Origin of the sequence: Pseudomonas fluorescens HK44 (genome assembly GCF_000217955.3) — a bacterium.
Lineage (GTDB): Bacteria > Pseudomonadota > Gammaproteobacteria > Pseudomonadales > Pseudomonadaceae > Aquipseudomonas > Aquipseudomonas fluorescens_AQ.
On sequence record NZ_AFOY02000018.1, the window covers coordinates 1 to 25,753 of the forward strand.

Annotated in this window: 20 protein-coding genes and 1 pseudogene; 8 read left to right on the forward strand and 13 right to left on the reverse strand. The window is 60.3% G+C overall.

Going from position 1 to position 25,753, the window contains the following annotated elements:
* Window positions 1-1,130 (forward strand): annotated as a pseudogene (locus tag HK44_RS30665) (ISL3 family transposase); the annotation flags it as partial.
* A 60-nt stretch (window positions 1,131-1,190) separates the two neighbouring features.
* On the opposite strand, the gene pmbA reads toward HK44_RS30665, so the two are convergent.
* Window positions 1,191-2,537, reverse strand: a complete 1,347-nt coding sequence (pmbA, locus tag HK44_RS21555; protein ID WP_019691889.1) for a metalloprotease PmbA — start codon at window positions 2,535-2,537, stop codon at window positions 1,191-1,193.
* 108 nt (window positions 2,538-2,645) lie between these two features.
* Here pmbA and yjgA point away from each other — a divergent pair, with 108 nt between their 5' ends.
* Window positions 2,646-3,170 (forward strand): ribosome biogenesis factor YjgA, encoded by a 525-nt coding sequence (gene yjgA / locus HK44_RS21560; RefSeq protein WP_019691888.1) that lies wholly within the window; start codon window positions 2,646-2,648, stop codon window positions 3,168-3,170.
* Window positions 3,171-3,218: 48 nt separating this feature from the next.
* On the opposite strand, the gene tldD is transcribed toward yjgA, so the two are convergent.
* The 8 genes from tldD to mreB form a co-directional block, all read right to left on the reverse strand.
* The gene (tldD, locus tag HK44_RS21565) at window positions 3,219-4,661 is read right to left on the reverse strand and encodes a metalloprotease TldD (RefSeq protein ID WP_019691887.1); all 1,443 of its coding nucleotides are present in this window, start codon (window positions 4,659-4,661) and stop codon (window positions 3,219-3,221) included.
* A 5-nt stretch (window positions 4,662-4,666) separates the two neighbouring features.
* Window positions 4,667-5,527, reverse strand: a complete 861-nt coding sequence (locus HK44_RS21570) for a carbon-nitrogen hydrolase family protein (RefSeq protein WP_019691886.1) — start codon at window positions 5,525-5,527, stop codon at window positions 4,667-4,669.
* 161 nt (window positions 5,528-5,688) lie between these two features.
* Entirely contained in the window at window positions 5,689-9,492 is a 3,804-nt protein-coding gene (locus tag HK44_RS21575) for a YhdP family protein (RefSeq protein ID WP_019691885.1), read from the reverse strand.
* 69 nt (window positions 9,493-9,561) lie between these two features.
* Window positions 9,562-11,019 carry a ribonuclease G gene (gene rng / locus HK44_RS21580; RefSeq protein ID WP_019691884.1) on the reverse strand — a complete coding sequence of 486 codons (1,458 nt, stop codon included), beginning with the start codon at window positions 11,017-11,019 and terminating at the stop codon, window positions 9,562-9,564.
* Window positions 11,020-11,064: 45 nt separating this feature from the next.
* On the reverse strand, window positions 11,065-11,682 hold the full coding sequence (locus HK44_RS21585; protein ID WP_019691883.1) for a Maf family protein: 618 nt from the start codon (window positions 11,680-11,682) through the stop codon (window positions 11,065-11,067).
* A gap of 47 nt (window positions 11,683-11,729) precedes the next feature.
* Window positions 11,730-12,212, reverse strand: a complete 483-nt coding sequence (gene mreD, locus HK44_RS21590) for a rod shape-determining protein MreD (protein ID WP_019691882.1) — start codon at window positions 12,210-12,212, stop codon at window positions 11,730-11,732.
* Complete coding sequence (gene mreC / locus HK44_RS21595; protein ID WP_277884169.1) at window positions 12,212-13,333, reverse strand: rod shape-determining protein MreC; 1,122 nt, start codon at window positions 13,331-13,333, stop codon at window positions 12,212-12,214. Before mreC ends, mreD begins: the two co-directional genes overlap by 1 nt.
* A 143-nt stretch (window positions 13,334-13,476) precedes the next feature.
* The gene (mreB, locus tag HK44_RS21600; RefSeq protein WP_002555108.1) at window positions 13,477-14,514 is read right to left on the reverse strand and encodes a rod shape-determining protein MreB; all 1,038 of its coding nucleotides are present in this window, start codon (window positions 14,512-14,514) and stop codon (window positions 13,477-13,479) included.
* A 210-nt stretch (window positions 14,515-14,724) separates the two neighbouring features.
* On the opposite strand from mreB, the gene gatC reads away from it, so the two are divergent.
* From gatC to HK44_RS21630, 6 genes are all read left to right on the forward strand, one after another.
* Window positions 14,725-15,012 carry an Asp-tRNA(Asn)/Glu-tRNA(Gln) amidotransferase subunit GatC gene (gene gatC / locus HK44_RS21605; protein ID WP_019691880.1) on the forward strand — a complete coding sequence of 96 codons (288 nt, stop codon included), beginning with the start codon at window positions 14,725-14,727 and terminating at the stop codon, window positions 15,010-15,012.
* A 16-nt stretch (window positions 15,013-15,028) separates the two neighbouring features.
* On the forward strand, window positions 15,029-16,480 hold the full coding sequence (gatA, locus tag HK44_RS21610) for an Asp-tRNA(Asn)/Glu-tRNA(Gln) amidotransferase subunit GatA (RefSeq protein WP_019691879.1): 1,452 nt from the start codon (window positions 15,029-15,031) through the stop codon (window positions 16,478-16,480).
* A gap of 10 nt (window positions 16,481-16,490) precedes the next feature.
* Window positions 16,491-17,936, forward strand: a complete 1,446-nt coding sequence (gatB, locus tag HK44_RS21615; RefSeq protein ID WP_019691878.1) for an Asp-tRNA(Asn)/Glu-tRNA(Gln) amidotransferase subunit GatB — start codon at window positions 16,491-16,493, stop codon at window positions 17,934-17,936.
* A gap of 226 nt (window positions 17,937-18,162) precedes the next feature.
* Window positions 18,163-18,537: a septal ring lytic transglycosylase RlpA family protein gene (locus HK44_RS21620; protein WP_019691877.1), complete on the forward strand. Its 375-nt coding sequence runs from the start codon at window positions 18,163-18,165 to the stop codon at window positions 18,535-18,537.
* A 50-nt stretch (window positions 18,538-18,587) separates the two neighbouring features.
* Complete coding sequence (locus tag HK44_RS21625) at window positions 18,588-19,658, forward strand: calcium/sodium antiporter (RefSeq protein WP_019691876.1); 1,071 nt, start codon at window positions 18,588-18,590, stop codon at window positions 19,656-19,658.
* Window positions 19,655-20,047 carry a carboxymuconolactone decarboxylase family protein gene (locus HK44_RS21630; RefSeq protein ID WP_019691875.1) on the forward strand — a complete coding sequence of 131 codons (393 nt, stop codon included), beginning with the start codon at window positions 19,655-19,657 and terminating at the stop codon, window positions 20,045-20,047. The genes HK44_RS21625 and HK44_RS21630 overlap by 4 nt, the downstream gene beginning before the upstream one ends.
* Window positions 20,048-20,155: 108 nt before the next feature.
* Here HK44_RS21630 and HK44_RS21635 read toward each other — a convergent pair whose 3' ends face one another.
* From HK44_RS21635 to HK44_RS21650, 4 genes are all read right to left on the reverse strand, one after another.
* A complete protein-coding gene (locus HK44_RS21635) occupies window positions 20,156-21,097 on the reverse strand; it encodes an AEC family transporter (protein WP_019691874.1) in 942 nt (313 codons plus the stop codon).
* Window positions 21,098-21,267: 170 nt separating this feature from the next.
* The gene (garD, locus tag HK44_RS21640; RefSeq protein WP_019691873.1) at window positions 21,268-22,821 is read right to left on the reverse strand and encodes a galactarate dehydratase; all 1,554 of its coding nucleotides are present in this window, start codon (window positions 22,819-22,821) and stop codon (window positions 21,268-21,270) included.
* An 11-nt stretch (window positions 22,822-22,832) separates the two neighbouring features.
* Window positions 22,833-24,194, reverse strand: a complete 1,362-nt coding sequence (locus HK44_RS21645) for an MFS transporter (protein ID WP_019691872.1) — start codon at window positions 24,192-24,194, stop codon at window positions 22,833-22,835.
* A gap of 103 nt (window positions 24,195-24,297) precedes the next feature.
* The gene (locus HK44_RS21650) at window positions 24,298-25,743 is read right to left on the reverse strand and encodes an aldehyde dehydrogenase family protein (protein WP_019691871.1); all 1,446 of its coding nucleotides are present in this window, start codon (window positions 25,741-25,743) and stop codon (window positions 24,298-24,300) included.
* Between the last annotated feature and the right edge of the window lie 10 nt (window positions 25,744-25,753).

The following is a 25,753-nucleotide window of genomic DNA, read 5'->3' on the forward strand; positions in this document are numbered from 1 at the left end:
GATTCGAACTGATTCCCCACGCCACCCGATTCCCTTCCTGTGGCGGCTGCCAAAAGCCTTGTTCAACCACTCATGAGTATTGCGAGCGAAGTGTTCGCGATCTTCCCATTCTAGGTCGTGCGGTACGCCTTAGCGTTTTGCTCAGGCGGGTTGGCTGCCGCGATTGTGGCAAACGCATGGAAGGCGGTCAGTTGGCTGGATCGCTATGCCCGCATGACGCGCCGCTTGGCCGATACGGTCATTCAGGCCTGCGAGCGCCTTCCCACTCTGCACGTAGCCCAGATGTTTGGGTTGCATTGGGACACCGTTCGGTTGCCTGGAGCGTCGTGCCTTGCAGGCGGTGTTGAGCGAGCTGCCAAAGGCGCAACCGCGACACCTGATTATGGACGAGTTCGCGTTGTTCAAAGGTCATCGTTACGCCAGCGTTGTGCTGGATGCCGATACACGACGAGTGCTGTGGATCGGTGAAGGCCGTAGCCGAGCGGCAGTCAGGCCGTTCTTCGAGGAGCTGGGGCCGGAGGGCTGCGCTCGAATCGAAGCGGTGGCGATGGACATGAATACTGCTTTTGATCTGGAGGTTCGCCAGCATTGCCCGAAAGCGCGAGTGGTCTACGACCTTTTCCATGTGGTGGCCAAATATGGCCGAGAGGTGATTGATCGGGTCCGCGTCGACGAGGCTAACCGGCTGCGTCATGACAAGCCGGCTCGCAAGGTCATCAAGCAGGCGCGATGGCTGTTACTGCGTAACCCGCAGAACCTGAAAACGCCGGAACAACAGGTCCATTTGCAGGATTTGCTGGCGGCCAACCAAGCGTTGATGACGGTCTATTTGATGAAGGCTGAACTCAAAACGCTCTGGACGCCGAGTGCTGCCTGGGCTTGGAGATCGGCCTGGAAGCAATGGCTGCGCCATGCACATGAAAGCGAAATACCGGCTCTGATCCAGTTTGCCAAACGGCTAAAAGCTTAACTGGCGGGGCATCGTCAGTCGGGTTCGCTGGCCGATGCACACCGGTCAGTTGGAAGGAATAAACAATCGAATAAAGGTCATCAAGCGGATGGCGTACGGTTACCGGGATAGCGAGTTCTTTTTCATGAAGATCAAGAGCGTCTTTCCCGGTAATCCGTGATGAACCATAAAAAAGCGCGCCACCCAATGGGTGGCGCGCTTTTTTTTATTGCGCCAGCGCTTAGCTGCCCGCAACTGTCATCCGTTCGATCAACACCGAACCGGTGCGAATGTTACTGCGCAGTTCCAGGTCATTACCCACGGCAATGATCTGCTTGAACATATCGCGCATGTTGCCTGCGATTGTCACTTCCTGGACCGCGAACTGGATTTCACCGTTCTCGACCCAGAAGCCCGCCGCGCCGCGAGAGTAGTCACCCGTGACCATGTTCAAACCCTGCCCCATCAATTCGGTCACCAGCAAGCCACGCCCCATGCGTCGCAACAGCGCCGCCTGGTCATCAAAGCCGTGGGTAACGAACAGATTGTGCACGCCACCGGCGTTAGCGGTGCTTGGCATGCCGAGTTTGCGTCCGGAATACGTACCCAGCACGTAAGACACCAACTCCCCCTTCTCGACGAACGGCTTGGCGTACGTCGCCAGACCATCGCCATCAAACGCCGAACTGCCCAAGGCGCGCATCAGATGCGGACGCTCATCGATAGTCAGCCATTCAGGGAACAGTTTCTGCCCCAGCGCGCCTTCGAGGAACGACGACTTGCGGTACAGATTGCCGCCCGAAATCGCGCCGAGGAAACTGCCGAACAAACCGCCCGCCAGTTCCGCGGAAAACAACACCGGCACTTCGCAGGTCGGCACCGGACGCGCGCCCAAGCGACTGGCTGCACGTTGCGCCGCACGCTGGCCAATGCTCACCGGATCGGCCAGCAAGTTACCCTGGCGATTGACGTCATACCAATAGTCGCGCTGCATCTGGCCGTCGGCTTCGGCGATCATCACGCAGCTCAGGCTGTGACGCGTCGACGCATAACCCCCGATAAAGCCATGGCTGTTGCCATAGACGCGGCAACCTTGGTGAGTGCTCAAGGTGGTGCCGTCGGCGTTCTTGATCCGGCTGTCGGTGGCGAACGCCGCCGCTTCACAGGCCAGCGCCCGCTCGATCGCTTGCTCAGGAGTGATGTCCCATTCGTGGAACAGATCGAAGTCCGGCAAGTCCTTGGCCATCAGCGCGGCGTCGGCCAGGCCCGAGTGTTCATCTTCGGAGGTGTGCCTGGCGATGGCCAACGCGGCGGCGACGGTTTCGCGAATGGCTTCGGGGCCACTGGCCGAGGTGCTGGCCGAGCCTTTGCGCTGGCCAACATACAAGGTGATGCCAAAACCCTGATCACGGTTGAACTCAACGGTTTCAACTTCCCGCTGACGCACCGTGGTCGACAGGCCTTGCTCCAGAGACACAGCCACTTCGCAGGCGCTGGCACCCTGACGCCTGGCTTCGGCGATGATCTGCTCGACTTGCTCTTGCAGTGCCGGCAACGCTTGTGGGCCGACGCTTTCAACTGCACTCATGCTGTTCTCCACTCAAATTCTGCTTTCGGTTAAGGTCATCGAGCGACCGGGCCGGACAAGCGGCCCCCGACTGGTTATCATGGCGGCGTTTCTTTGCGGACTGCCACCATGGTTGATTCTTACGACGACTCCCTCGACGGGGGAGAAAAAAGCAAATCCCAGGTCAAACGCGAGCTGCATGCTCTGGTTGACCTAGGCGAGCGCCTTACAACACTCAAGCCTGACTTGCTGGCAAAACTGCCGTTGACCGACGCCTTGCGCCGGGCTCTGGCCGACGCGCCCAAGCACACCGCGAACATCGCGCGTAAACGGCACCTGCAGTTCATCGGCAAGCTGATGCGTGATCAGGACACCAGCGCCATTTTGGTGCTGCTGGACCAACTCGATGCCTCCACTCGCCAGTACAACGAACGTTTCCACGGTCTGGAGCGCTGGCGGGATCGCTTGATCGCCGGCGACGATGCCGTACTGGAAAAGTTCGTCGTCGACTACCCGGAAGCGGATCGCCAGCAACTGCGCTCCATGATCCGTCAGGCCCAGCATGAGCTTGCCCAAAGCAAGCCTCCTGCTTCCAGCCGAAAAATCTTCAAGTACATCCGTGAGCTGGACGAGACTCAACGCGGTTTGCGTTAGTCTTCGACCGGGGTGTTCGGCCATGCCGCGCACCCCAGGCTCCATCCCTTACGCGCCCGTGCCACCCACGGTGATCGCGTCGATTTTCAGGGTTGGCTGGCCGACACCCACCGGCACCGACTGACCATCCTTGCCGCACGTCCCTACCCCACTGTCCAGCGCCAGATCGTTACCGACCATCGACACCCGGCTCATGGCTTCCGGACCGTTACCGATCAACGTTGCGCCTTTGACCGGCGCGGTAATCTTGCCGTCCTCGATCAGGTACGCCTCGCTGGTAGAGAACACGAACTTGCCGCTGGTGATGTCGACCTGACCACCGCCCAGGTTGGCGCAGTAGATACCCTTCTTCACCGAAGCAATGATTTCTGCCGGATCGCTTTCGCCGCCGAGCATGTACGTGTTGGTCATGCGCGGCATCGGCAGGTGCGCGTAAGACTCGCGACGACCGTTGCCGGTGCGTGCCAGGCCCATCAGGCGAGCATTGAGTTTGTCCTGCATGTAGCCCTTGAGCACGCCGTTTTCGATCAGCGTGGTGCACTCGGTCGGGGTGCCTTCGTCATCGATACTCAGCGATCCACGGCGACCGGCCAGTGTGCCGTCATCGACGATGGTGCAGAGTTTGGACGCAACCATTTCACCCATGCGGCCGCTGTACGCCGAACTGCCTTTACGGTTGAAGTCACCTTCCAGGCCATGGCCGACCGCTTCGTGCAGCAACACGCCGGACCAGCCCGACCCCAGAACCACCGGCAAGGTGCCCGCCGGCGCCGGAATGGCTTCGAGATTCACCAGCGCCTGGCGCAATGCCTCACGGGCGTAGCTCATGGCACGGTCTTCAGCCAGGAAATAGCGGTAATCGGTACGTCCGCCGCCGCCATGACCACCGCGTTCGCGGCGACCGTTCTGCTCGACGATCACGCTGACATTGAAGCGCACCAGCGGTCGCACATCCGCCGCCAGACCACCGTCGGTGGAGGCCACCAGAATCCGCTCCCAGACCCCGGCCATGCTCACCGTGACTTGCTGGATACGCGGATCGAGCGCGCGAGTGGCCACGTCGATACGCTTGAGCAGCTCGACTTTCTCGGCGCGGGTCATCACTTCCAGCGGGTTATCGGGCCCGTACAAACGGGCAACGTCCTGGGTACTGAACGCCTGCACCGTACCGTTTTGCCCGGCACGGGAGATAGAGCGCGCGGCACGGGCTGCCAGGCCCAGGGCTTCAAGGGTGATCGCATTGCTGTAGGCAAAACCGGTTTTTTCACCCGATTGCGCACGCACGCCGACACCCTGATCAAGGTTGAAGCTGCCTTCCTTGACGATACCGTCTTCGAGCGCCCAGGACTCGGAGATCTGTCCCTGGAAATACAGGTCGGCCGCATCAATGCCCGGGCCGGCCAGGTCACCCAATACGCTTTGCAGGTTCTCGATCGTCACGCCGCCCGGCGCAAGCAGATGTTCACTGACTGAGGACAACAACTCGCTCATAGGTTTTACGCCTTAATTCCACGTTCTGAGGCAGGTCGCTGCGCGCCCTGCGAGAAAAAGCGCCGGTGACTGGACACCGGCATCCGCGCCCGGATGGACGCCTGTTCGCTGCTATCGCGTTCGGCCAGCAGCACGGCCTCGCCTTGATCCTGTTCCGCCAGCACACGCCCCCACGGGTCAACAATCGCCGCATGGCCAAAGGTTTCACGCGGCCCCGGATGAGTTCCACCCTGAGCGGCCGCCAGTACGTAACACTGGGTTTCTATGGCCCGCGCGCGGATCAACACTTCCCAATGGGCCGCGCCTGTCACCGCCGTAAACGCTGACGGTGCAGTAATCAGTTCTGCTCCGGCGGCGCGCAATTCGCTGTACAGCTCCGGAAAGCGCAAGTCATAGCAAACCGTCAGGCCAACCCGACCGACCGGCGTATCGGCCACCACCACCTTACTGCCATGAGCATAGTCATCGGATTCACGGTAGCGTCCGCGATTGTCCGCCACATCGACATCGAACAAATGCAGCTTGTCGTAGCGCGCCACCGCTTCACCGTGCTCATCGATCAGTAACGAGCAGGCATTGGACTTCGCCTGCGGTTGATCCACCGGCGGTAACGGCAAGGTGCCGGCCACTATCCATAACTTGAGGTCACGAGCGGTCTGTTTCAACCAGGGCAGGATCGGGCCTTCGCCCAAGGCTTCGGCGCGACCGATGTCGGCGATGTCGCGACGGCCCATGGCCGCAAAGTTTTCCGGCAACACCGCCAGTCGCGCACCGCCCGCTGCCGCTTGCTCGAGCAGGTGCCGAGCCTGGATCAGGTTGGCCGGCACATCGCTCTGGCTGACCATTTGAATCACCGCAAGAGACATGACCCTTTCCTTATTTGATCTCTAATCGCTTTGCGTCTGCCTTGCAAATACCTGTAGCAGCCGGCGAAGCCAGCTGCCACAGGAAGCGTATGCAACGACATAAAAAAAGCGTACGGCCATGCTACTCCATAGGCTTGGAGAGTGCGTTCTGAAAAAGAGAGTCAAAAAGGTTTGTCGTAGGTGATTTTCGGCTCTTTCCACGGGCCTTTGATGGTGTATTTGACGCTGGCAAAGCGCGCCACGCGATCACCGATCAGCTTGTCGATCAGAAACAGTGCACCGCCTACCGCTGGCGCGCCGACGATCAGTGCGGCAATCGGCAGGTTGTTGGTCAACGGCAAGGTCACCAACAGATTTGCATCGACCCTGTCACCCACCAGGTCCAGCGTGCCGTTGAGCTCCAGGTTGCTCGACGGGCCAGTCATGATGATCGGCTCACGAGTGACGTAAACACCGTTGCTGGCCACCAACAGGCCCTTGACCCGGTCGTAACTCAGGCCTTTGCCGAACAGGTCGGAGAAGTCCAGACGCAAGCGACGGCCGATCGAGTTGAAGTTGAGCAGGCCAAACACCCGCAACGCCTGCGCCCCCCCTTCGACTTCGACGAACTGACCTTTGCGTAGCGTGGCATCCAGGCTACCGGAGTAACGCTTTGGTCCGACCCAGGCCGGCGAGCCAGGCCAACGGCCGTCGATGTCCATATGGAACTCTTCGCTGGTCACCGTCGGTGCGAACCCCCAGCCCTTGAGCACGTCACCGAGGTTCTTGCCCTCAATGCGTCCCTTGTACCAACTGCTGGTGGATCCCGGCACGCCTTCCCAGCCACCTGCGCCCTGCAACTGCATGCCCTTGAGGCCCAGATTCATGCTGTTGAAGGCAATGCCCTTGACGATCGGGCGGACCTTCAGCGACCAGGCACCTACCAGGTCAGGGCCCTGAAACAACTGGTCAATACTGATATCCAGTGCAGGAATTTTCGTTGGGTCGACCGACGCCAGCGGGTCTGGCGCATTCTCGTCGGCCTGCACCTTCGGATCAGGCGCCGGCAACCGCACGTATTGCAGGTTGATCGCAACCGGTGCGGACTTGGCGTCGGGAACCCCTACAGTGCCTTTGGCCTGCTGGCTATCGAGTTGCAACGCCCAGGCTGTCGGCTTGCGATCCAGTTGCAGGCGGGCCTGATCCAGCGTGGTACCAAACCCCGTGAGCGTGTCGACCTTGAAGTCTGCGCCACTGAGCAATTGCTTGGCACTACCGCCCGGATCCTGCCCGGCGTAACGATCAATCAGGGTTTTCCATGGCTCGACATCCAGCTCGGACAACACGCCCCGTATGCGCAGGCCTTTATCGCCCGGCAACTGCGCGCTGCCATTACCCAGGAACAACTCGCCACGGCCATCGGCAAAACTGCCGCTGGGTGCCGCGTAAGTGAAGTCCGCAAGATCACCATAGTCGAGCCAGTAGCGCCGCTCCGGCCCTTGCAGGGTCATACGGAACACCGTGTCGCGGCCTTGCGCGGCGGACATGCCGAACGGTGCCGGCAAGTCGACGGCTACGCCCTTGAGGCTGGAACTGACCATCAACTGGCTGTCGGGGCCATCGAGGTTGAGCTGCAACTGATAAGGGATCGTCCCGGAAACCGGCAATGGCTGAGTGACGCTCAGCCATTCAGTGAGTTTTTTCACCGCCACCTGGCCGTTGGCGGTGACCCGGGTGTTGAACTTGCCGGGACTGCCATCGGCATAGATCTGTGCACTGATCGGTCGCTCAAAGGCCTGTGCCGTAATGTTCTGACCACTGAGTCCCTTGGCGCTGTCAAAACGGAAATCACCTTTGAGCTGCGTCAGCTCAAGCACGGGATCACTCAACTTCAGACGCGACTTGGCGGTTTTGAAGTCGACCACAATCTTCGGCTCTTCGCCCTTGGCCAAGGGGATGTCCAGTTTCAGACTGCCCTGCAATTCACCCTCGCCCTGCCAACCGGCGAAGGTCGGACCGGTACCGATCGGGGCGTCCTGAAGAATCTTCAGGCCATCGCCCAGACCGCCGGCGAAAGTGCCGTCGAGGAACAAGTGAGGGTTCTGTCCGGCGGGCGCATGGGGAATGTTGACGTAGATATCGCGAACCTGGGTGTCGAGCAACTGGCCCTTGCTGGCCAGAATGCGCACACCACTGTCCTCGATGAACACATCGCCGCTGACCTTGCCGACATGCGGCCAACCCGGCTGGAAGGCCAGTTCGGCGTCATGCACTTTGAAAAACAGGCTGATGCTGCGCGCCGCGTCGACAGCATCGTGGTTCAGCGAACCCTGATACTGAAAGAAACCTTCATCCACCGCGCCTTTGAGAATCGCCGTGCGCAGCCACTCGTCGAGCGCGGGGCTCAAGACCTTGGGCAGGTACTTGGCAGTGTAGCGTCCATCACCTTCCAGCAGACCGACCCGCAGGTCCATATAGTCTTCCTGGGTGTGGTCGAAATGCAGGCGAATCAGGAAGTCACCAGCAATCTTGCCTTCTTCGCCCAGTACCTTCAGGTACGGCGCAATCAGGGTGAAACCTTGTTGATCGAGTTTCCAGGTCAGCCGGGCATTCGCCTGGATGTACTGCCATGGCTTGGCAAAGATCGGGTCCAGGTGCAGGGAAAAATCCTTGCTGTCCATGCGCAGCTCACCCTGACCGAGGTCACCGCTGATACTCCCGGAAACGTTACGCGCCGCCGGAGCACCGTGATAAGCATCAAACCCGACACGCTCCAGATTGGCGGCAAAGCTGAATTTGCTGTCATCGGTCGCCTCGGGCCGGACATCGATCAGCACGTTGCGCAACACGCCGGTGACCTTGAGCCGCTCGACTACGGTGGCAAAGTCTTTGGGCAGCGGCCCCAGGGCATTGAGCAAGGGTGTGATCGGAGTGAGGTCGAAGCGGTCGGCTTGCAGGTGCCAGAGCTCGGAGGTCGTTTCAGTGGTCGCGGTCTGCTGAAGTTGCAGACGGGTTTCCCAGCGGGTCTCCCCCAGGCTCATGGCCAGGGAATCGAAGGACACCTGGAAACCTTCGGTATTGCGCTGGAAATACCCATTGAGCGCCAGATTGTTGATCTGGATCGGCTTGCGCTCGGCGTAGGCACCGTTGAGTTGCGGCGCGTTGAGACGAACCGCGGCGCGCTGCAGGGCCCCCTTGCTCCAGTTAACCCAAAGCTCGCCACCGGCCTTGATCTCGGAAAAATTCCATTGCCCGGTCAGGCTCTCGGGTAACCATTTAGACCAATCACTTTGCGGCAAGCTCAGGTAGGCATCAATTTCAGCCTCTTTCCACTGACTGGCTTGAGTCCGGCTGCTCAGGCTCATGGCCAGCGGCTGGCCGTCAGGCAAGGTCAACCGGGCGTCGAGGCGCTGCTGGCTGATACCGGTTTTAAGATTCAGGCCAACATAGGTCAGGGTCAGCGGCACGTGGTCGTTCGGCAGCAAGGTGATCTGGCTGTCGAGTACCGACAGCTGCTCCACCATCTGCATGCGGTTGAGCAACTGCTCGGGGTCCAGCGGCTGATTTTCCTGCACCGGCAGGCCTTCGAGCGCCCATTGCCCCTGTGGGTCCTGCTTGAGGCTGATCTTCAGGCCGTTGAGCTCCAGGTGTTCGATCCGCACCGTGCGCGCCAGCAAGCTGGCCCAGACGTTCGGCACCACCCGTACCTGATCCAGGTGCAGGGCATTGGCACCCTCGCCGACCACCACGTCATGCGCCAGCAAAATCGGCGCCATGCCACTCCAGCGGCCCTCCAGGCTGCCGACGTGCAAGGGCATGCCCAGCGCTTCACGAGCCTTGGCTTCGACCTCCGCACGGTACTCGGCCACCAGCGGAATGAACTCACGACCGAGGCTGCCGTACAGCGCCGCCAGCACCAGCAATAACGCACAAAGCCCCAGCCCCCAGCGGGTCATTGTGGTCAATAGGCGGATCAGACGATCCATGTCAGTTGGCTCCCATGGCGAAATCGTGCAGCAAGCTGAGGCCGGCCGTTAGTAATGAAACACAGCGGATCAGAGCAGCACCACGTCGTATTGTTCCTGGGAGTACATGGTTTCGACCTGAAAACGAATGGTTCGCCCGATAAAACCTTCAAGTTCCGCGACATTACCCGACTCTTCGTCAAGCAACCGGTCAACCACTTTCTGGTTAGCCAGTACACGATAGCCTTCAGCCTGATAGGCGCGAGCTTCACGCAGAATCTCCCGGAAGATTTCATAACACACGGTTTCCGGGGTCTTGAGCTTGCCACGGCCCTGGCAACTGCTGCACGGTTCGCAGAGCACTTGCTCAAGACTTTCGCGCGTGCGCTTGCGCGTCATCTGTACCAGGCCCAACTCGGTGATACCGATGATGTTGGTCTTGGCGTGATCGCGCTCCAGCTGTTTCTCCAGCGTACGCAGCACCTGGCGCTGATGTTCCTCATCTTCCATGTCGATGAAATCGATGATGATGATCCCGCCCAGATTGCGCAGGCGCAACTGCCGGGCAATCGCGGTGGCCGCTTCCAGGTTGGTTTTGAAGATGGTTTCTTCAAGATTGCGGTGCCCGACAAAAGCGCCCGTGTTCACATCGATGGTGCTCATGGCCTCTGCCGGATCGACCACCAGATAGCCGCCGGACTTGAGCGGCACTTTGCGCTCCAGGGCCTTTTGAATTTCATCCTCGACGCCATACAGATCGAAAATCGGCCGCTCGCCCGGGTAGTGCTCCAGACGGTCAGCGATTTCCGGCATCAGTTCGGCAACGAACTGCGTGGTTTTCTGGAAGGTTTCCCGCGAGTCGATGCGGATTTTCTCGATCTTCGGGCTGACCAGATCGCGCAAGGTGCGCAGGGCCAGGCCGAGGTCTTCGTAGATTACATTCGGTGCGCTGACGGTCTTGATCTGCGTGCCAATCTGATCCCAGAGGCGGCGCAGGTAGCGAATGTCCATCAGGATCTCATCGGCACCGGCGCCTTCAGCCGCGGTGCGCAGAATAAAACCGCCGGCCTCCTTGATGCCTTCCTTCGCGACACAATCGGTGACCACTTGCTTGAGGCGTTCGCGCTCGGTTTCATCCTCGATTTTCAGCGAAATACCGACGTGAGCCGTGCGCGGCATGTACACCAGATACCGCGACGGAATCGACAGCTGGGTCGTCAGCCGCGCGCCCTTGGAGCCGATCGGATCCTTGGTGACCTGCACCACCAGGCTCTGGCCTTCATGCACCAGTGCGCTGATGCTTTCCACTGCCGGGCCTTCACGCTGGGAGATTTCCGAGGCGTGGATAAAGGCTGCCCGGTCCAGACCGATATCGACGAACGCCGCCTGCATGCCTGGCAGAACGCGAACGACCTTGCCTTTATAAATGTTGCCGACAATCCCGCGACGCTGGGTGCGCTCGACATGAACCTCTTGCAGGACACCGTTTTCGACCACCGCCACACGCGATTCCATCGGCGTGATGTTGATCAGAATCTCTTCACTCATGGCAAGGTCTCGTTCAGGCATATTCACGATTATGGCCGCATCAAGTCAGTACGGCGCTTGGCGCGCGATATGGTTTTGCCAACAGGGTATGCCGAAATGGCCGAGCAGTTCCGCGGTTTCGCACAGCGGCAGGCCAACCACGGCAGAGTAACTGCCGTTGAGTGCCGCGACAAATACCGCGCCAAGGCCCTGAATTCCGTAGCCGCCAGCCTTGTCTCGTGGCTCGCCGCTAGCCCAGTAGGCCGCTGCTTCTTTATGACTGATGAAGCGAAAACGTACCAGACTGCGCACCACGCGTGATTCGCAATATTGGCCATCAAGCACGGCGATGGCGGTCAGCACTTCATGTTCACGCCCCGACAGGCTCATCAACATGCTCAGCCCTTGCGCTTCGTCGAGCGGTTTGCCAAGAATCTGCCCATCGAGCACCACGGCCGTATCGGCACCCAGCACACAAATGGGCGCACCCGGCTGGTTGAGCGCCAGCAGCGCACGACCGGCCTCGGCCTTGTCGCGCGCCAGACGCTCGACATAGGCCGCTGGGGACTCGTTAGTCAGAGGGGTTTCATCGATGTCCGCGCTGATGGCGGTGAACGGCACGCCGATCTGCGTGAGCAGTTCACGCCGACGCGGCGAGCCTGAGGCGAGGTATAGCGGATTCATCAAGACATCTCCCTGTCGAGGTGCGGGCTAATGCCTGACCGAATAAATTAATTGATTTTGTAGCGGCGGCTCAACCCACGCAATCCGAAGCTGACCCAGGGCCAGAGCAAGGCGCTGATCAGTGCAGGCAAAAGTACGGCCAGCGTCTGACGATTACCGGTCAAGGCGCTAAGCCACAATTGCAGCAGTTGTGCGAGCCCCAGGATCACCAGGATCACCAGGCTTTGCTGCCACATCGGAAACATCCGCAAACGCGGTCGCAGCGTCATGATCAAAAAGGTGATCAGGGTCAGAATCAGCGCGTTGTGTCCCAGCAAGGTTCCGAACAGCACGTCTTGCGCCATGCCCAGACACCAGGCCGTGAGCATCCCGACTTTCTGCGGCACTTCCAATGCCCAATACGCCAACGGTAGCGCGAGGAACATCGGACGTAAAATCTCGACGTGCGGGAACGGTACGATACTGAGCAACAAGCCGATGACAAACGTCAGCCAGATCATCCAGCCATTACGAGAGCGGGTACTGGCCATTATTCTCTACCCTGAGTGGTGGCTTCAGGCGCCGCGGCAGGCGGTTTGGCCGCCGGCTTGACCACCGCTGCCGGTTTGACCGCTGCGGAATGCGCAGCAGGCTTGGCCGGGGTCGAAGGTTTGCTCACAGGCTTGGCCGCCGCGGGTGTTGCCGTTGCAGGCGCAACTGCCGTGGCGGCGGGCGCCGGGGCAACTGTGGCGGCAGGTTTTGGCACGGTGGCTGGCACGATTGCCGCACCGCCAGGGTGCTGCTCCGCATCCTGGGCCTGAGCGGCTTCGTTGGCGCGCTCTTCCGGGGTGCGGCTATCGCTGAACACCAGCAACATGTATCGACTGCGGTTGAGCGCCGCGGTCGGCACCGCACGCACGATGGCGAACGGCTGGCCGGAATCGTGGATCACTTCCTTGACGGTCGCCACCGGGTAACCGGCCGGGAAGCGCTGGCCGAGACCGGAACTCACCAGCAGGTCGCCTTCTTTAATGTCAGCCGTGTCCGCCACGTGACGCAACTCCAGACGTTCCGGGTTGCCGGTGCCACTGGCAATCGCCCGCAGACCGTTACGGTTCACTTGCACAGGAATGCTGTGGGTCGTGTCGGTCAGCAGCAACACCCGCGAGGTGTAGGGCATCAGCTCGACCACCTGCCCCATCAGACCACGGGCATCGAGCACCGGTTGGCCGAGTACCACACCGTCGCGCTCGCCTTTGTTGATGATGATGCGATGGGTGAACGGGTTGGGATCGACGCCGATCAACTCGGCCACTTCAACCTTCTCGTTAACCAGCGCCGACGAGTTGAGCAACTCGCGCAGCCGAACGTTCTGCTCGGTCAAGGCCGCAAGCTTTTGCATGCGCCCCTGCAGCAGCAGGTTTTCAGTCTTGAGTTTTTCGTTTTCGGCGACCAGCTCGGTACGGCTGCCAAACTGACTGCTCACACCCTCCCACAACCGCTCCGGCAGGTCAGTGATCCAATAGGCGTCCATCAAGACCAGCGACATCTGACTGCGCGCAGGCTTGAGCACTTCAAAACGGGCATCGACCACCATCAGCGCGACCGATAGCACGGCCAGCACCAGAAAGCGCACGCCCATTGAGGGGCCTTTGGCGAAAAGCGGTTTAATAAGCCGCTCCTCCCAGGCAAATGTTCTCTTTATTCATACGCCATCAAACCGGCCTGGATGCAGACTGACAGAAGATAAACGCCAACAGGCAGCACTGCAAAGTGCTGCCTGCGCGCGGAACAGCATAGAAGCATCCGGCGAAATTATTCGCTGGAGAGCAGGTCCATGGTGTGTTTATCCATCATTTCCAATGCACGGCCACCGCCGCGAGCAACGCAGGTCAGCGGGTCTTCGGCGACAATCACCGGCAGACCGGTTTCCTGGGCCAGCAACTTGTCGAGGTCACGCAGCAAGGCGCCACCACCGGTCAGGACCAGGCCACGCTCGGCGATATCCGACGCCAGTTCCGGCGGCGATTGCTCCAGCGCGCTTTTCACGGCCTGAACGATGGTTGCCAGGGACTCTTGCAGAGCTTCCAGCACTTCATTGGAGTTCAGGGTGAATGCGCGTGGAACGCCTTCAGCCAGGTTACGGCCGCGAACATCGACTTCGCGAACTTCACCGCCCGGGTAGGCCGTACCGATTTCCTGTTTGATGCGCTCGGCGGTGGATTCGCCGATCAGGCTGCCGTAGTTGCGACGCACGTAAGTGATGATCGCTTCGTCGAAGCGGTCGCCGCCAACCCGTACGGATTCGGCGTAAACCACACCGTTCAGGGAGATCAGTGCGATTTCAGTGGTACCACCACCGATATCGACGACCATCGAACCGCGCGCTTCTTCTACCGGCAGGCCGGCACCGATCGCAGCGGCCATTGGCTCTTCGATCAGGAATACTTCACGGGCACCGGCACCCAGCGCCGATTCGCGGATGGCACGACGCTCAACCTGAGTGGATTTGCATGGAACGCAGATCAGCACACGAGGGCTAGGCTGCAAAAAGCTGTTCTCGTGAACCTTGTTGATAAAATACTGCAGCATCTTTTCGCAGACGCTGAAGTCGGCAATAACACCGTCCTTCATCGGACGAATGGCAGCAATGTTGCCCGGTGTACGGCCGAGCATGCGCTTGGCCTCGGTGCCGACAGCAACGACACTTTTCTGATTACCGTGCGTCCGAATGGCCACAACCGATGGTTCATTCAGGACGATACCGCGCTCGCGCACGTAAATAAGGGTGTTGGCAGTGCCCAGGTCAATGGAAAGATCGCTGGAAAACATGCCACGCAGTTTCTTGAACATGGGAAAGGGACCCTAGGCAACGCGTGGGTAAAAAAGTGCGGCAAACTCTAACAACGACAGGGATTTTGGGCAAGGCGCCAATATGTTAAATTGGCCGCTTTTCTGTGCACCAACCCCCACAATCGCGGCCTTATGACCGTAGAAATGCGGTAGTGTTCCGACAATCTAACACACGGACAGCGTCCGTTCTGTTTTCCACTGGAGAATCCCATGGCGCTTGAACGCTCCGACGTGGAAAAAATCGCTCATCTGGCCAGCCTTGGCCTTAATGATGCCGATCTTCCACACATCACTTCGGCCCTGAACAGCATTCTCGGGCTGGTCGACGAAATGCAGGCGGTCAATACCGACGGTATCGAGCCTCTGGCCCACCCACTGGAAGCCAGTCAGCGCCTGCGTGCAGACGTCGTGACCGAGTCCAATCACCGCGAGGCCTATCAGTCCATCGCACCAGCGGTCGAAAACGGCCTGTATCTGGTTCCGAAAGTCATCGACTAAAGGGAAAGAGCCTGCAATGCATCAATTGACTCTGGCCGAGATCGCCCGCGGACTCGCCGACAAAAAGTTTTCTTCCGAAGAGCTGACCAAAGTGCTGCTGGCGCGTATCGCCCAGCTCGACCCTCAGCTCAACAGTTTCATCAGCCTCACCGAAGACCTGGCGCTCCAGCAGGCGAAAGCCGCTGACGTACGCCGGGCCAACGGTGAGAGCGGCGCCCTGCTCGGTGCGCCGATCGCTCACAAAGACCTGTTCTGCACCCTGGGCATCCGCACCAGCTGCGGCTCGAAGATGCTCGACAACTTCAAGGCGCCGTATGACGCCACCGTGGTCGCCAAGCTGGCCGCTGCCGGGGCTGTGACCCTGGGCAAGACCAACATGGACGAATTCGCCATGGGTTCGGCCAACGAGTCGAGCTACTACGGCGCGGTGAAAAACCCGTGGAACCTGGAGCACGTCCCTGGTGGTTCGTCCGGCGGTTCGGCGGCGGCCGTTGCCGCTCGTCTGTTGCCAGCAGCGACGGCCACCGACACCGGCGGTTCTATCCGACAGCCGGCCGCCTTCACCAACCTCACCGGCCTGAAACCGACGTACGGTCGTGTTTCGCGCTGGGGCATGATCGCTTACGCGTCCAGCCTCGATCAGGGAGGCCCATTGGCGCGCACCGCTGAAGACTGCGCGATCCTGCTGCAAGGGATGGCCGGTTTCGACCCGAAAGACTCCACCAGCATCGACGAACCCGTGCCGGATTACAGCGCCAGCCTCAACGGTTCGCTGCAAGGCCTGCGCATCGGCGTGCCGAAGGAATACTTCAGCGCAGGTCTCGACCCGCGTATCGCCGAGTTGATCCACAACAGCGTCAAGGAGCTGGAAAAGCTCGGCGCGGTGGTCAAGGAAATCAGCCTGCCGAACATGCAGCACGCGATTCCTGCGTACTACGTGATCGCCCCGGCCGAAGCCTCTTCCAACCTGTCGCGTTTCGACGGCGTGCGTTTCGGCTATCGCTGCGAAAACCCGAAAGACCTGACCGACCTCTACAAGCGTTCGCGCGGCGAAGGTTTCGGCCCGGAAGTGCAGCGCCGGATCATGGTCGGTGCCTACGCGCTGTCGGCCGGTTACTACGATGCCTACTACCTGAAGGCGCAAAAAATCCGCCGCCTGGTGAAAAACGATTTCATGGCAGCCTTTAATGAAGTCGACATCATCCTCGGCCCGACCACGCCGAACCCGGCCTGGAAACTCGGCGCCAAGAACAGCGACCCGGTCGCTGCGTACCTGGAAGACGTCTACACCATCACCGCCAACCTCGCGGGCCTGCCGGGCCTGTCGATGCCGGCCGGTTTCGTTGATGGTCTGCCGGTTGGCGTGCAATTGCTCGCCCCATATTTCCAGGAAGGCCGCTTGCTCAACGTTGCGCACCAGTACCAGTTGAACACCGACTGGCACACCCGCACCCCGACAGGCTTCTGAGGAGAAACACATGCAATGGGAAGTCGTGATCGGGCTGGAGATTCATACCCAGCTCGCCACCCAATCGAAGATATTCTCCGGCAGCGCCACCACATTCGGCTCTGAGCCCAATACCCAGGCCAGCCTGGTAGACCTGGGCATGCCCGGCGTGCTGCCGGTGCTGAACCAGGAAGCGGTGCGCATGGCGGTGATGTTCGGCCTGGCGATTGACGCCGAAATCGGCCAGCACAACGTGTTCGCCCGCAAGAACTACTTCTATCCGGACCTGCCGAAGGGCTACCAGATCAGCCAGATGGAATTGCCGATCGTCGGCAAGGGCCACCTGGACATCCCGCTGGAAGACGGCACGGTCAAACGCGTCGGCATCACCCGCGCGCACCTGGAAGAAGACGCCGGTAAAAGCCTGCACGAAGAATTCAACGGCGCCACCGGCATCGACCTGAACCGTGCCGGCACGCCGTTGCTCGAGATCGTTTCCGAACCGGACATGCGCAGCGCCAAGGAAGCCGTGGCCTACGTCAAGGCGATCCACGCGCTGGTGCGTTATCTGGGCATCTGCGACGGCAACATGGCCGAAGGTTCGCTGCGTTGCGACTGCAACGTGTCGGTCCGTCCAAAAGGCCAGGTCGAGTTCGGCACGCGCTGCGAGATCAAGAACGTCAACTCGTTCCGTTTCATCGAGAAGGCGATCAACACCGAAGTGCGTCGCCAGATCGAACTGATCGAAGATGGCGGCAAGGTGATCCAGCAGACGCGCCTGTACGACCCGAACAAAGACGAAACCCGCGCCATGCGCAGCAAAGAGGAAGCCAACGACTACCGTTACTTCCCCGATCCGGACCTGTTGCCGGTGGTCATCGAGGACTCGTTCCTCAATGACATCCGCGCCACCCTGCCGGAACTGCCACCGCAAAAACGCGAGCGCTTCCAGGAGCAGTTCGGCCTGTCGGTCTACGATGCCAGCGTATTGGCCTCGAGCCGCGAGCAGGCGGACTACTTCGAAAAAGTCGTGAGCATCGCCGGTGACGCCAAACTGGCGGCCAACTGGGTCATGGTCGAGCTGGGCAGCCTGTTGAACAAGCAAGGCCTGGAAATCGACGAAGCCCCAGTCTCGGCCGAACAGTTGGGCGGCATGCTGTTGCGTATCAAGGACAACACCATCTCCGGCAAAATCGCCAAGACCGTGTTCGAAGCCATGGCCAACGGCGAAGGCAGCGCAGACGAGATCATCGACAAGCGCGGCTTGAAGCAGGTCACCGACAGCGGCGCAATTTCGGCCGTACTCGATGAAATGCTCGCAGCCAACGCCGAACAGGTTGAACAGTACCGCGCGGCAGACGAAGCCAAACGCGGCAAGATGTTCGGCTTCTTCGTCGGCCAGGCAATGAAAGCCTCCAAAGGCAAAGCCAACCCGCAACAGGTCAACGAACTGCTGAAAAGCAAGCTCGAGGGCTGACCGCAATGGAGCCAGATTTAAAGCCTGGCTCACCCTCCTGTGGGAGCGAGCTTGTTGTGGCGAGCGGGCTTGCCCGCGCTGGGTTGCGAAGCAGCCCCAAAACCTGGATTGCGGTTGTATCTGACAAACCGCGACATCAAGTTTCGGGACTGCTGTGCAGTCCAACAGGGGCAAGCCCCCTCGCCACAACAGGCTCGCTCCCACAATTGTTTTGGGGACACCGTTAATGAAACGTCTACTTGGCGCGTGCGCCCTGCTCTCTCTGCTGGCCGGTTGCGCCAGCACGGATGTCATCGATCCACACGGCTACGACAAGACCGGCGTGGCCTCGTACTACGGCGCCAAACACCAGGGTAAACGGACCGCCAGTGGCGAGCGTTTCAACGCCAATTCCCTGACCGCTGCCCATCGCCAGTTGCCATTTGGTACACGGGTGAAGGTCACTAACCTCAATAACGATAAATCCTGTGTCGTGCGTATCAACGATCGCGGACCGCACACCCGCGGGCGCCTGATCGATCTGTCTCGCGAAGCGGCCCAGCGGTTGGGCATGCTGGGCAGTGGCACTGCGCGGGTTCGCGTGCAATCGCTCGACAACTGACAGACGGAGCCCAGGCCATTTTCGGACTTGCCGATTTACCACTGCTCAGCGTGCTTCAACTGTTCGGTGGCCTGGTCCTGCTGGTCGCCGGCGCCGAGTTACTGGTCCGCGCCGCCGTGCGCCTGGCCGCACGCTTGAAGGTGCGACCACTGATTATCGGCCTGACCGTCGTAGCCCTCGGCAGCAGCGCGCCGCAAATGGCGGTCAGCCTGCAAGCGACCCTGATGCAAAACACCGACATCGCCGTCGGTAGCGTGATTGGCAGCAACATCTTCAACATCCTGGTCACCCTCGGACTCTCGGCGCTGATCATCCCGTTGCGGGTCTCCCGGCAATTGGTGCGCCTGGATATTCCGCTGATGATCGGCGCCAGCCTGCTGGTGTACGCCCTCGCCTGGAATGAACGGCTGACACCGCTTGACGGCACGATTCTGTTAGCCGCGCTGGTGCTGTACCTCGGGTTGTTGCTGCATCAGTCACGGCACTCGGTGCGCCCGCACAACACTCCGGCGAGCGGCGACAACGCATCTGGCACGCCATGGTTGAGCAGTGTGTTGCTGATGCTCACGGGGCTGGCGTTGCTGGTGTTTGCCGGGCATCTACTGCTCAGCGCAGCAGTCGAGGTGGCGACCGAGCTCGGCCTGTCAGAACGCATCATCGGCCTGACTATCATTGCCGTCAGCACGTCGCTGCCGGAACTCGCCACCTCGCTGATCGCCGCCTTGCGTGGTCAGCGTGACATCGCCGTGGGCAACGTGATCGGCAGCAACCTGTTCAACCTGCTGGGCGTGCTGGGCGTCACCGCCCTGGTCGCGCCGACGCCGCTGTCGGTATCGCCCAATGCACTGGATTTCGACTTGCCGGTGCTGCTGGCGGTCAGCGTGCTGTGTTTGCCGATGTTCTATTCAGGCTATCGAATCACCCGCGCCGAAGGCCTGCTGTTTCTGGCTTTGTACCTGGCGTATGGGCTGCATGTCGTGTCGTTTACCACGGGCATGCCGCTGGCCGGCAAGCTTGAACACCTGATGCTGTTTTTCGTCCTGCCGGCGCTGGTGACGTTTTTGCTGTTTACGTCACTGCGCGCCTGGCGCCGCCAACACCACAAGAGGGAATCGCCATGACCGACATACCCGGCTCCAGCAAACCGACCGGCATTGAGGTGCGCCGCCAGGTCATGGGCGACGCCTTCGTCGACCGCTCCATGGGTAATGCCACCGAACTGACCCGGCCATTTCAGGAGTTCGTCAACGAACACGCCTGGGGCGCGGTATGGAACCGCGGTGGCCTGGAATTGAAGACCCGCAGCCTGATCACCCTCGCGGCCCTGACCTCGCTCAAGTGCCCGCAAGAACTCAAAGGCCACGTGCGCGGCGCGCTGAATAACGGCTGCACGGTCGACGAGATCCGCGAAACGCTGATGCACTGCGCGGTCTACGCCGGCGTACCAGCGGCGATGGAAGCCTTTCGGGCGGCGCAGGAAGTGATCGACGCGTATCAGCAACCGGAATAAATAGTCGGAGATCGCCATCGCGGGCAAGCCTTGCTCCTACAGAGTTCACATCCCGTAGGAGCAAGGCTTGCCCGCGATTGGCCCTGAAGGGCAATGAAGATCTATCGGCTAAATCCACCCGCCCCACTGCAACACAAAGATCCCAAGGTTGGTGGTGATCGCCGCCATCAACGTGGTGATGACGATGATCGCCGCCGCCAGTTCATGGTTGCCATTGGCCGCCCGGGCCATGACAAAACTGGCAGCGGCGGTCGGGCTGCCGAAGTACAGGAACAAAATCCCCAACTCCGCCCCGCGAAACCCCCAGAGCCAGGCCCCGAGCGTAGCCAGGATCGGCAAGCCGACCATCTTCACCAGACTTGAACTCAACGCCAAATCACCGCTCTTGCGCAACGCCGCCAGCGACAGCGTGCCGCCAATACAGATCAGCGCCAGCGGCAAAGTCATCTGCGCCAGGTAGTTGCCGGACGTCTCCAGCCAGCCAGGCAAGCCGATCTTGAAATAGGCGAACGGCGCGGCAGATATCACACTGATGATCAACGGATTGCTGAGCACGCTTTTGCAGATGCTCCATGGATCCGACTTGATCACCGGGCTGTACACCGCCAGCACGATGGTCGACAGCGTGTTGTAAAACAGGATCACCAGCGCCGCGAGAATCGCCCCGAGGGAAATCCCGTAGGCGCCGTACATGCTCGCCGCCAGCGCCAGGCCGATGACCCCGTTATTGCCGCGAAACGCGCCTTGGGTGTAGATCCCGCGATCCTCTTGCGGGCAACGCCAGATCGCCCAGCCCCAGGCAATGGCGAAACACGCCAGGGTCGCCAGTGCGAAGTAGATCAGCAGCGCCGGCTTCAAGGCCGCGTGCAGGTCGGCGTGCACGATCCCCAGAAACAGCAACGCCGGCATGGTGACGTTGAACACCAGTGCCGAGGCGGTGTGGATAAAGTCGTCGTTGATCCAGTTGATGCGTTTGAGCAGGACGCCCAAAAACAACATGGCAAAGACTGGCGCGGTGATGGTCAGCGTTTCGAGAAAGATTGCCAGCATGCCGGGTGAACCTTGAGGGGCGTCGTTAGGGGGCTAATGATAAGCCACTGAAGACGCTGGCGTCTGGTAGACCGCCATCGTCGGAGCGCCGCCCGGAGCAAGCTCGCTCCCACAAGGATGGCGCTGAACCTGTGGGAGCGAGCCTGCTCGCGATGAACGATAACGCGGTCCTACGTGATAGGTGCTGGGTTGAACAAGGTAATGTCGTTGTGCAGTTTGTGCTGCTCTGCCCAGGTGTGCTTCCTGCCGCTGGCCACGTCCAGGTAGAAGTGAAACAACTCCCAGCCCAACTCTTCGATGGAAGCGCGTCCCGTGGCTATCCGCCCGGCATCGATGTCGATCAAATCCGGCCAGCGCTGGGCCAGTTCGGTTCGGGTCGAGACCTTGACCACCGGCGCCATCGCCAGGCCATAAGGCGTGCCGCGCCCGGTGGTGAATACGTGCAGGTTCATCCCGGCCGCCAGTTGCAAGGTGCCGCAGACAAAATCACTGGCCGGCGTCGCACAAAAAATCAGCCCTTTGCGCTTGAACCGTTCGCCAGGTCCGAGCACGCCGTTGATCGCGCTGTTGCCGGATTTGACGATCGAGCCCAGGGATTTTTCGACAATGTTCGACAACCCGCCTTTCTTGTTGCCAGGCGTCGTGTTGGCACTGCGATCCGCTTCACCTTTGGCCAGGTAACGGTCGTACCAGTCCATTTCGCGTACCAGCTCTTGTGCGACTTCTTTGCTTTGCGCCCGCGAAGTCAGCAGATAGATCGCATCGCGCACTTCAGTGACTTCGGAAAACATCACCGTCGCCCCGGCTCTTAGCAACAAATCCGAGGCATAACCCAGCGCCGGGTTGGCGGTGATCCCGGAAAACGCATCACTGCCGCCGCACTGCATGCCGAGGATCAACTCGGACGCCGGTACGGTTTCGCGGCGGCGCTGATCGAGTTTCTTCAAACGGATTTCAGCCAACGCCATGATCTGCTCGATCATCTCGCTGAAACCATGACTGGAATCCTGCAAGCGATACAACCACGGCTCGCTGAGGTCCACCGAGCTGTCGTTCTCGTGCATCACCTGCCCGGCCTGCAATTTCTCGCAGCCCAGACTGATCACCAACGCTTCGCCGCCCAGGTTCGGGTTGCGCGCCAGGTTGCGCACAGTGCGGATCGGGATGTAGGCGTCGGTGGCGGTAATCGCCACGCCGCAGCCGTAACTGTGGGTCAACGCGATCACGTCATCGACGTGCGGGTACTTGGGCAGCAACTCATCCTTGATGCGCTTGACCGCATGGTCGAGCACCCCGGTTACGCATTGCACCGTGGTAGTAATCCCCAGGATATTGCGCGTACCGACGGTACCGTCGGCATTGCGATAACCCTCGAAGGTGAAACCTTCCAGCGGCGCTTGTGCAGCCGGCACCTCGGTGGACAGCGGCAGGCTGTCCAGCGGCGGCGCAGTGGGCATGCGCAGTTGATCTTCCTTGACCCAACTGCCACGCGCGATCGGCTGCAAGGCGTAACCGATGGTCTGGCCGTAACGAATCACCTGGCCGCCTTCGGGGATGTCCTCCAGCGTCACCTTGTGGCTCTGCGGCACGAACTCCACGGTCACCAATCCGTCCGGGAACTCGGTGCCGGCCGGTACGCCCTGGTCATTGACCACGATCACCACGTTGTCGCGCTCGTGCAGCCGGATGTAGCGCGGCGAATCGGAATGTTCAATCAACTGCATGACGCCGCTCCTCAGGAATGCGCTTGAGACAATTTGTTAGTCAGTTCGGAGCCATTGGCGGGTGGCTCTTTGAGTACCACGCGTTTGATCGGCCCGACGATCACCAGGTAGCTGAACACCGCGACCAGCGCGTTGCAGCCGACAAACACCAGCGCCCATTTGAACGACCCGGTGGTACTGATGATGTAGCCAATCACGATCGGTGTAGTGATCGACGCGATATTGCCGAACATGTTGAACAGCCCGCCACTCAAGCCCGCGATCTGTTTTGGCGACGTGTCGGAAACCACCGCCCAACCCAATGCGCCCACGCCTTTGCCGAAGAAGGCCAGGGCCATGAAGCCCACGACGATCCATTCGATGTCCACGTAGTTGCAGGCCACGATACTGGTCGACAGCAACAGCCCACCGATGATCGGCGCCTTGCGGGCAAACGTCAGCGAGTGGCCCTTGCGCAGCAAGTAGTCGGAAATGAGCCCGCCCAGCACCCCACCGATAAACCCGCAGATGGCCGGCAGCGAGGCAATGAAACCGGCTTTGAGAATGGTCATGCCGCGTTCCTGCACCAGGTACACCGGGAACCAGGTCAGGAAGAAATAAGTGATGCCGTTGATGCAGTACTGCCCCAGGTACACGCCCAGCATCATGCGATTGCTCAGCAATTGGCGCACGTAATCCCACTTTGGTCCGTCGCTGCGCTTGCCCTGATTCTGATCCATGTCGACCAGACCACCGTTGTCGGCGATGTGCTTGAACTCGGCGTCATTGATCATCGGGTGCTGGCGCGGGCTGTGGATAATTTTCAACCAGATCAGCGAGAACACGATGCCGATCCCGCCCATCACCATAAACACGTGCTGCCAGCCGAAGGTGTAAACGATCCAGCCCATCAGCGGCGCAAAGATCACCGTGGCGAAGTATTGCGCCGAGTTGAAGATCGCCGAGGCGGTGCCGCGTTCGGCGGTTGGAAACCAGGCTGCAACGATGCGTGCGTTACCGGGGAAGGATGGCGCTTCGGCCAGGCCCACCAGAAAGCGCAGCATGAACAGCGCGACGATGGCGGTGGAGACACCGAACTCACCGACATAGCCTTGCAGCACGGTGAACAGCGACCAGGTGAAGATGCTCAGGGCATAGACTTTTTTTGAACCGAAGCGGTCAAGCAGCCAGCCGCCAGGGATCTGACCGGCCACGTAGGCCCAACCGAATGCAGAGAAAATGTAGCCGAGGGTGACGGCGTCGATGCCCAGGTCCTTTTGCAGGCTGGAGCCGGCAATGGCGATGGTGGCACGGTCGGCGTAGTTGATCGTGGTCACCAGAAACAGCATGAGCAGGATTAAATAGCGGACGTGGGTCGGCTTGGTCGCTTGCATGTAGATGTACTCCCACTAATTATTTTTTTTGCGGGTAATCGTTTTATTTTTTGCTTTCTGTGGGAGCGAGCTTGCTCGCTCCCACAGAAGACAGTGGTGCGTGTTACGAACCGATATAGGAAGTCTTCACCACGGTGTAGAACTCCTGTGCATAGCGACCTTGCTCTCGCGACCCATAGGATGAACCTTTTCGGCCACCAAACGGCACGTGGTAATCCACACCGGCAGTCGGCAGATTGACCATCACCATCCCGGCCTGGGAGTGGCGCTTGAAGTGGTTGGCATACTTCAACGACGTGGTGGCGATACCCGCCGACAAACCGAATTCGGTGTCGTTGGCCATCGCCAGCGCCGCGTCGTAATCGGCCACCCGAACGATGTTCGCCACTGGGCCGAAGATCTCTTCGCGGCTGATACGCATGGCCGCTTCGCTGTCGGCAAACAGCGTAGGCGCCAGGTAATAGCCTTCGGTGTCGCAGGTCACCAGGCCACCGCCGCTGACCAGTCGCGCACCTTCGGACTGGCCGATGTCGATGTACTTCAGGTCCTGTTCCAGTTGTGCCTGGGAAACCACCGGGCCGATGTCGGTGCCGCTCTTCAAGGCATGCCCGACCTTGATCGACTTCATCCGCTCAGCCATGGCCTCGACGAATTTGTCGTGAATCCCGGCAGTGACGATCAAGCGGCTCGAGGCCGTGCAACGCTGGCCGGTGGAATAAAATGCACTCTGCACCGACAGCTCGACGGCTTGCTTGAGATCGGCGTCGTCGAGAATGATCTGCGGGTTCTTGCCACCCATTTCCAACTGAACCTTGGCCTGACGCGACACACAGTTGACCGCGATCTGCCGGCCTACGCCCACCGAGCCGGTGAAGCTGATGCCATCGACTTTCGGGCTGTTGACCATGGCGTCGCCGATCACTCGACCGCTGCCCATCACCAGGTTGAACACCCCGGCCGGGAAACCTGCCCGGGAAATGATTTCAGCCAGCGCCCAGGCGCAACCGGGCACCAGTTCTGCCGGCTTGAGCACCACGCAGTTGCCGTAGGCCAACGCCGGGGCGATCTTCCACGCCGGGATCGCAATCGGGAAGTTCCACGGCGTGATCAAGCCGACCACACCCAGGGCTTCGCGGGTGACTTCGACGTTGACGCCAGGACGCACCGACGGCAGGTAATCGCCGGACAGGCGCAGGCATTCACCGGCGAAAAACTTGAAGATGTTGCCGGCACGAGACACTTCGCCGATGGCCTCGGGCAGGGTCTTGCCCTCTTCCCGCGCCAGCAAGGTGCCGAGTTCTTCGCGACGCGCGAGGATTTCGCTGCCGACTTTATCCAGCGCATCGCTGCGTGCCTGAATGCCTGAAGTCGACCAGGCCGGGAATGCAGCACGAGCGGCATCAATGGCGGCGTTCACTTGGGCCAGATCAGCCTTGGCGTATTCGCCAATGACATCGGACAACTCGGACGGGTTGATATTGGCCGAGTACTCGGCACCCGCGCCCCATTGGCCGTCGATGTAGTTGTCGTATCGTTTTACGTCTGCCACAGCGCTTTCC

Excerpts from the sequence above, each read along its gene's own strand:
- HK44_RS21620 (WP_019691877.1), top strand. The coding sequence starts at position 18,163 with ATGAAACGTCTACTTGGCGCGTGCGCCCTGCTCTCTCTGCTGGCCGGT.
- garD (WP_019691873.1), bottom strand. The coding sequence starts at position 22,821 with ATGCAGTTGATTGAACATTCCGATTCGCCGCGCTACATCCGGCTGCAC.
- HK44_RS21645 (WP_019691872.1), bottom strand. The coding sequence starts at position 24,194 with ATGCAAGCGACCAAGCCGACCCACGTCCGCTATTTAATCCTGCTCATG.
- tldD (WP_019691887.1), bottom strand. The coding sequence starts at position 4,661 with ATGAGCGAGTTGTTGTCCTCAGTCAGTGAACATCTGCTTGCGCCGGGC.
- yjgA (WP_019691888.1), top strand. The coding sequence starts at position 2,646 with ATGGTTGATTCTTACGACGACTCCCTCGACGGGGGAGAAAAAAGCAAA.
- HK44_RS21575 (WP_019691885.1), bottom strand. The coding sequence starts at position 9,492 with ATGGATCGTCTGATCCGCCTATTGACCACAATGACCCGCTGGGGGCTG.
- gatA (WP_019691879.1), top strand. The coding sequence starts at position 15,029 with ATGCATCAATTGACTCTGGCCGAGATCGCCCGCGGACTCGCCGACAAA.
- HK44_RS21635 (WP_019691874.1), bottom strand. The coding sequence starts at position 21,097 with ATGCTGGCAATCTTTCTCGAAACGCTGACCATCACCGCGCCAGTCTTT.
- HK44_RS21630 (WP_019691875.1), top strand. The coding sequence starts at position 19,655 with ATGACCGACATACCCGGCTCCAGCAAACCGACCGGCATTGAGGTGCGC.
- mreD (WP_019691882.1), bottom strand. The coding sequence starts at position 12,212 with ATGGCCAGTACCCGCTCTCGTAATGGCTGGATGATCTGGCTGACGTTT.
- rng (WP_019691884.1), bottom strand. The coding sequence starts at position 11,019 with ATGAGTGAAGAGATTCTGATCAACATCACGCCGATGGAATCGCGTGTG.
- mreB (WP_002555108.1), bottom strand. The coding sequence starts at position 14,514 with ATGTTCAAGAAACTGCGTGGCATGTTTTCCAGCGATCTTTCCATTGAC.
- pmbA (WP_019691889.1), bottom strand. The coding sequence starts at position 2,537 with ATGAGTGCAGTTGAAAGCGTCGGCCCACAAGCGTTGCCGGCACTGCAA.
- HK44_RS21585 (WP_019691883.1), bottom strand. The coding sequence starts at position 11,682 with ATGAATCCGCTATACCTCGCCTCAGGCTCGCCGCGTCGGCGTGAACTG.
- gatB (WP_019691878.1), top strand. The coding sequence starts at position 16,491 with ATGCAATGGGAAGTCGTGATCGGGCTGGAGATTCATACCCAGCTCGCC.
- gatC (WP_019691880.1), top strand. The coding sequence starts at position 14,725 with ATGGCGCTTGAACGCTCCGACGTGGAAAAAATCGCTCATCTGGCCAGC.
- HK44_RS21570 (WP_019691886.1), bottom strand. The coding sequence starts at position 5,527 with ATGTCTCTTGCGGTGATTCAAATGGTCAGCCAGAGCGATGTGCCGGCC.